General features: G+C 67.9%; 5 protein-coding genes. 3 read left to right on the top strand and 2 right to left on the bottom strand.

Going from position 1 to position 6141, the window contains the following annotated elements:
* Positions 1-231 precede the first annotated feature (231 nt).
* Positions 232-651 carry a four-helix bundle copper-binding protein gene (locus D8M39_RS12260; RefSeq protein ID WP_055083029.1) on the bottom strand — a complete coding sequence of 140 codons (420 nt, stop codon included), beginning with the start codon at positions 649-651 and terminating at the stop codon, positions 232-234.
* Between the two features lie 148 nt (positions 652-799).
* Positions 800-1243, bottom strand: coding sequence for a NifB/NifX family molybdenum-iron cluster-binding protein (locus D8M39_RS12265; RefSeq protein ID WP_082681824.1), 444 nt, complete (start codon positions 1241-1243; stop codon positions 800-802).
* Between the two features lie 252 nt (positions 1244-1495).
* Here D8M39_RS12265 and D8M39_RS12270 point away from each other — a divergent pair, with 252 nt between their 5' ends.
* The 3 genes from D8M39_RS12270 (at position 1496) to D8M39_RS12280 (ending at position 5563) form a co-directional block, all read left to right on the top strand.
* Positions 1496-2386, top strand: a complete 891-nt coding sequence (locus D8M39_RS12270) for an ABC transporter ATP-binding protein (RefSeq protein WP_126875107.1) — start codon at positions 1496-1498, stop codon at positions 2384-2386.
* On the top strand, positions 2383-3717 hold the full coding sequence (locus D8M39_RS12275) for an FtsX-like permease family protein (protein ID WP_126875108.1): 1335 nt from the start codon (positions 2383-2385) through the stop codon (positions 3715-3717). The genes D8M39_RS12270 and D8M39_RS12275 overlap by 4 nt, the downstream gene beginning before the upstream one ends.
* 454 nt (positions 3718-4171) lie before the next feature.
* Positions 4172-5563 (top strand): Nramp family divalent metal transporter, encoded by a 1392-nt coding sequence (locus D8M39_RS12280; protein WP_126875109.1) that lies wholly within the window; start codon positions 4172-4174, stop codon positions 5561-5563.
* Positions 5564-6141: the final 578 nt, after the last annotated feature.

Below are 6141 nucleotides of genomic sequence, written 5' to 3' on the forward strand. Positions count from 1 at the left end.
CAGTTCGTTGGCAACAGGGGCTCCACACGCTCCCACTGCTCATCCGTCATCGCCTCAAACCGAGACTTCTCATTCACCCCGCCAGTATCCCGCGACCCTCACCTCACATATAGGAGACACGCCCTAGTCGAGAGGGACCGCGACACCCGGGGCTTCAGCCCCGGGGTGCCCCGTCTCCCTGCCGGGACGGGGCACACATCGTGGCAACGCAATGGCCGGGTGACATCAGGGTCACTTGGCCATCATCATCTTCATCGAGCCCATCATGGACTCGCAGGCCTTGGCGCAGTCCATGCAGACCTGTGCGCAGGCCTTCATGTGCTCTATGTCGTCATGCTTCATGCACTCCTCGGCACAGGCCCGGGCCATCATCATGCAGGCCTCGAGCACCTGCATCATGACTGCTGCGTCCATGCCACTGGGGCGCATCATCATGCGCATCGTGGCATGGCACATGTCGGCGGTGTCCATGCACATGGCCATGCAGCGAGCCATGCCCTCCATCCCGGAGGAGGCGCACATGTCCGCACACATCGTGCAGGACTGCTCGCAGGCCGAACACGATTCGATGCACTGCTGCATCATCATCATGTCCATGCCGGGCATCTCCTTGTCGAGCATGGCCATCATCGGGGACGACATCATGTCCATCACTGCCCGCTTCCCTCGGTGTCCGTCCGGCAGGGCCCTGCCGTGTGCTCCGACCACCGTCGCCACCCATGGTAGGTCGATGTGGCGCGCATCACCATGGGCCGTGTGGGTGGGACCCAACCGTCCCGGGGACCATTGCCCGGTCGGGTCAGGAGCTCGGTGTCGAGTCCTGTGACCCCTCGGACGTCAATGGGTCGCCCTCGTCCTCGTGGCTGATGACGAAGGCCGCACCCGCCAGAGCGGCGTCACGTGCATCGCCGGCGGCATTGACCAGGGGGTAGACGCCGAGCTTCAGCAGGGTGTTGGCCATGGGTGGCCCCATGTGTCCGGTGACGACGGCGCGCACGGAGTGTTCGCGGATGAATCGCACGATGTTCGCGTGGTGGGAGCCCTCCGAGCTCGCGGTGTCGTGGGAGATGTCCCAACGGACGTCCACCGGTTCCCAGGAGACGATGGTCCCGCGTGCGATGGTCGCCAGGGCGACGGTGTGGGCCTTGCCCCACCCCGCTCCCACCTCATCACCGTTAAGGTTGACGGCGATGACGAGGGCGGGCTCGGCATCCGGTGTGCTGGGTGTTGCGGTGTGTTCCATGTCCCCATCCTCGCGCCCACGGGCGGCCACCGCCACGGGCGCGCCGCAAGGAGTGCATCTCCTGCACGGGCGGACATGTGCGGGGTGGAACGGAGCCCGGGATCCAGCCCCGGGCTCCTGCGAACCGTGGACGCCCGGTGCAGCTCGTGCGGAACAGGGGGTCCCCGGAGGGTCCCCCTCGGATGACCCTCCGGGGACAATCCGGGGGGTCACCGATGGTGGGAGGCCTTTGCGCGGCGTGAGCATGGAGTCATGAACCTCACCAGTGCGCCGGGGGCCACCCACCCCCTCCCCCAGACCCCAGTCCTGCCCTCTGCCGGCATCACCGTGTCCGCCCTCGTCAAGGAGTACGAGCGTGGCGGTATCCGGGTCCAGGCCCTGGCCGGCGTCGACCTGCACCTGCCCCCGGGTGCCCAGGTTGCGGTGATGGGGCCGTCGGGTTCCGGCAAGACGACGTTGCTGCACTGCCTTGCCGGGGTGCTGCGTCCCACCTCCGGGTCGGTGGTGGTCGAGGGTCAGGAGTTGGTCGGCATGCCCGAACGACAGCTCTCGCGGCTGCGTCTCCAGCGTTTCGGCTTCGTCTTCCAGGATGGGCAGCTGCTCCCGGAACTGTCGAACGAGGAGAACATCGCCCTGCCCCGCATGCTGGCGGGCGTGAACAGGAGCGCGGCCACCACCCGTGCCCGGGAGCTCCTGGGCCTGTTGGGGCTGGCGGGGCTCGGTGCGCATCGCCCGGGCCAGCTCTCCGGAGGCCAGGCCCAGCGCGTGGCCATTGCGCGGGCACTCGTAGCTGGACCGCAGGTGGTCTTCGCTGATGAGCCCACCGGTGCACTGGACCAGGCCACGGGACATGAGGTGATGGGCGTGCTCACCTCCGCGTGCCGTGCCAGTGGTGCAACCCTGGTGCTCGTCACCCATGACCCGGGGGTGGCCTCGTGGTTCCCCGCCGTGATCGAGATGCGTGACGGACGGATCCTGCCTGCGGCGGGTGGTGTCCGGGCCCGCCCTGTTCCGCCTCGTCGCGCTGCCCCCGGGGTGGGCACGGTTCCCGGGGTGGGCGCTGCCCACGGGTCCCGCGATGTCGGCTCCGAGGTCGACGGGTCCCGCCCCGAGGGGTTCGACACCGACGGGTCCCTGCGATGAACTCGGTGTTGGTCGCCACGCGCGCCCTGCTGCGCAGCAGGGACCGCGCGACCTCCGTGCTCACGGTCCTGGCCTTCGCCCTGCCCCACGCCGTCCTCCTGGCCGTGGTCGGAGGGGTCGGGGCATTCGTCTCGCGTCTCCACGCCCCCAGCAATGAGTTGATGGCCACCTCCTTCCACCTTCTCCTGGCGTTGTTCGCCGCAATCCTCCTGGTGGTCCCCGCCCTGTCCATGGGGGCGGCAGCAGCCCGTCTCGGCCTGTCCAGGCGTGCGCGTGACCTGGCGGTCCTGCGTCTGCTGGGTCTGCCCCCGGGCTCCACCAAGGCTGCCTCGGTCCTGGAGACGACCATGAATGCGATGGTCGGGGTGGTGTTGGGCAGCGTGCTGTACGTCGTGACCCTGCCCGTGTGGCACCTGGTCAGCTTCCAGCGTGCACCCATGGGCGTCCATAAGATGTGGATGGGCCCCTGGCTGTTGCTGGGCCTCGGGACTCTCATGGTCGCGCTCGGAGCGGTGAGTGCATGGTTGTCACTCAGGCGTGCGGCCGTCACCCCCCTGGGAGTGGCGCGGCGCAGCGAGGCCCACCGCGTCTCCCCAGTGGGTGCGGTGGTGACTGTCGTCCTGGTCGTCGTGTGGATCGGGCCTGCGCAGATGCTCATGGGGATGGGCACAGCGGTCGCCGCGGGAATGCTCCTGGGGTTCCTGGCCGTCGTCTTCGCTCTGACCACAGTGGTGGGGACCTGGCTGATCGGGGCGCTCGGACGCATCATGACACGCACCGCGCGGCGCCCTCGTCTGCTGCTGGCAGGTCGACGCATCATGGACGATCCTCGCTCCGTGTGGCGGTCCTTCGGGGCGGTGGCCATGGTCGGCTTTGTCGTGGGCGTCCTCGACCCCCTGCTCCAGGTGGTGGGCATGGGGGATGCCGGGACCGCGGCCGGCTCCGACGACGCCGTCATGATGGCTGACATCTCGACGGGCATGCTCCTGACGCTGGGCATCACCTTCGTGCTGGCGGCGATCTCCACCGCCGTCAACCAGTCCATCCGCACGATTGACGGGATCGCGGAGACGCGGGCGCTGACGGACATGGGTGCTCCCGCCCGCTTTCTCGATGCCTCTCGGCGTGCGGAGGTGGGGATCCCCGCCGTGCTGGTCACCATGGGGTCTCTGGGCATGGGGCTGCTCTTCATCTCCCCGGTGATGGTCAGCCAGAACCTCTGGGGGCCGGTGGTCGGGTTGGTGGCCTTCATGCTGGTGGGACTGGGTCTGGTCCTGCTGGGGTCGGAAGCGACGCGTCCCCTGCGCCGCCGCCTCCTGGCAGCAACCTGAGCGCTTCCTCCCTTCCTTCCTTCCCCCCCCCCGCGCCGAAGTCCGTCCCAGATCCCGCCGAAGTCCGTCCTCTTTCCTGCCGAGGTCCGTCCCCAACTCCGCCGAATTCCGTTGCGGTCCGTGGGGGGTGGAGCAGCCGTACGGGGTGCACCCATCGGGTTTGGGGGGAGGGGGACGAGGGCGGCCCTGTCCACAGATCTGAGGGCGACGTCCTCCCCACGTCCCTACCCACTCACCTACCCGTCTGCCCATCCGCCCTTCGGGCCCCGGACTGACGGACGTCGTCGCACTCTGCGACGGACTTCGGCAGGATCTGGGACGGACTTCGGTGGAATTGGGGACGGACTTCGCGGGGGAGGATGGTGCGTCACAGTACGACTTCGGATCTACGAAATCGGTGATTCGAGTGCTAGAACAATGAGGTCAGCACTCGCACCACCCACGAGGAGGCCCCATGGCCATCCCGGCAGCGCACGAAGAGCAGAAGGAGCAGGACCAGGTCGGCGGCCTGATCCGTCCGGCGAACGGCCCCTCCCTGGAAGAGATCAACGGGACCGTGGAGGTTCCGCCGGAGGGTGCGGCCTTCTGGCGCACACTCCTGCGCTTCTCCGGACCCGGCGCGCTGGTGGCCGTGGGATACATGGACCCGGGCAACTGGGTGACGTCCATCGGTGGTGGCGCCCAGTTCGGCTACATGTTGCTGAACGTCATCCTGCTCTCCTCCCTGGTGGCCATGCTCCTGCAGTACATGGCGGCCAAGCTCGGCATCGTCACCGGTATGGACCTGGCCCAGGCCACCCGCGCCCACACAGGCCGACGCACGGGCATCGTCTTGTGGATCGTGGCGGAACTGGCCATCATGGCCACCGACATCGCAGAGGTAATCGGTGCTGCCATCGCCCTCCACCTGCTCTTCGGCATGTCCCTGGTGTTCGGTGTCATCCTCACCGTCTTCGACGTCTTCGTCCTCCTGCTTCTCATGCAGGTCGGTTTCCGCAAGATCGAGGCGATCGTGGCCACCCTGATCCTCACGATCATGGCGGTCTTCGTCTACGAGGTCTGGATCGCCGCCCCCGACATGGGGCAGGTCGCCGTCGGCTTCCTCCCCTCGGCCAAGGTCCTCCAACCCCAAGAGCTCCACATGGCCCTGGGCATCGTGGGAGCCACGGTCATGCCCCACAACCTCTACCTGCACTCCGCAATCGTGCAGTCCCGTGCCTACGACAGGGCGGACGTGGCCGGGAAGGCGCGCGCGGTACGTTTCGCGACCTGGGACTCGAACCTGCAACTCTCCGGGGCGTTCATCATCAACTGCCTGTTGCTGCTGCTCGGCGCGGGTCTCTTCTTCGGGACCAGCAGTGATCTCTCGACCTTCGGGGCGTTGCATGCGGCCCTGCAGGACAACGCGATCGCAGGATCGGTGGCGAGCCCGGTACTCTCCACCCTCTTCGCCGTGGCACTGCTGGCCTCGGGGCAGAACTCCACCATCACCGGCACCCTCACCGGCCAGGTGGTCATGGAAGGCTTCATCCGCCTGCGGGTGCCGCTGTGGTTCCGGCGCGTCATCACGCGACTGATCGCCGTGATCCCGGTGGTCATCTGCACGATCATCTACGGCGGGGACGAGGCCGCGCTGGATGCACTGCTGGTGAACTCCCAGGTCTTCCTGTGCATCGCCCTGCCGGTGTCGATGGTGCCCCTGGTGTGGTTCACCTCCTCGAAGAAGATCATGGGCGAGCGATTCGCGAATGCCCGGTGGGTGAGCGTGCTGGGGTGGTTCTCCACGGTGGTGCTCACCGTCCTCAACTTCCGACTCATCGGCGAGATCATCGGTGTCATCGCCTGAGCCCGGTCGCGGTGCTCCCCCGGCCCGGGCGGGCGTTCGGGGGTGACAGAGGGCCCACCTCCGCGGCGGGTCCTGGCGGTCCCCGCAGCCCCCTGTTCTTCAGGGGGTTGCGGGGACCGTGTCATTGGCAGGAAGGGGAGGCATCTCTCCCCGAGACTCCGGAGCGGGTCGGGGTGGGGTGGGGGCCAGCATCCCCGTGGCTGCCCGTGAGGTCGGTGTCAGTCGTTGCGGGGTGGTACCCGGGTGGGGTCTCCGGGCCAGTTGGAACCCGCCCCGGAGACCAGCGCCTGGCCATGCACACGGTCGTGAACGCTCGGATCGGCACATCCTCGCTCTGCTGCGATTCCGAGGAGGCCCCCGTTGATGCCGAGCACTTCGCCCGGGAACCCGATGGCTGCACACGCGACGATGCCCGGCCGGGGGATTCCGGTCGGGCATCGTGTCGTGAACTGGCTCTTCCCAGATGAGGGTGTAGCGCACGTCGCGCGGCGGGCCGGCGCGTCGGTGGCCGGATAGAGGTCGAGGTCTCCCGAGGATGAGAGCTCCTACACACTCAGCCCGAAAGACCTCGACGTGCA

The sequence above is a fragment of the Kocuria sp. HSID17590 genome, from assembly GCF_003989485.1.
Classification (GTDB): Bacteria; Actinomycetota; Actinomycetes; order Actinomycetales; family Micrococcaceae; genus Kocuria; species Kocuria salsicia.

Excerpts from the sequence above, each read along its gene's own strand:
- D8M39_RS12260 (WP_055083029.1), bottom strand. The coding sequence starts at position 651 with ATGGACATGATGTCGTCCCCGATGATGGCCATGCTCGACAAGGAGATG.
- D8M39_RS12265 (WP_082681824.1), bottom strand. The coding sequence starts at position 1,243 with ATGGAACACACCGCAACACCCAGCACACCGGATGCCGAGCCCGCCCTC.
- D8M39_RS12270 (WP_126875107.1), top strand. The coding sequence starts at position 1,496 with ATGAACCTCACCAGTGCGCCGGGGGCCACCCACCCCCTCCCCCAGACC.
- D8M39_RS12275 (WP_126875108.1), top strand. The coding sequence starts at position 2,383 with ATGAACTCGGTGTTGGTCGCCACGCGCGCCCTGCTGCGCAGCAGGGAC.
- D8M39_RS12280 (WP_126875109.1), top strand. The coding sequence starts at position 4,172 with ATGGCCATCCCGGCAGCGCACGAAGAGCAGAAGGAGCAGGACCAGGTC.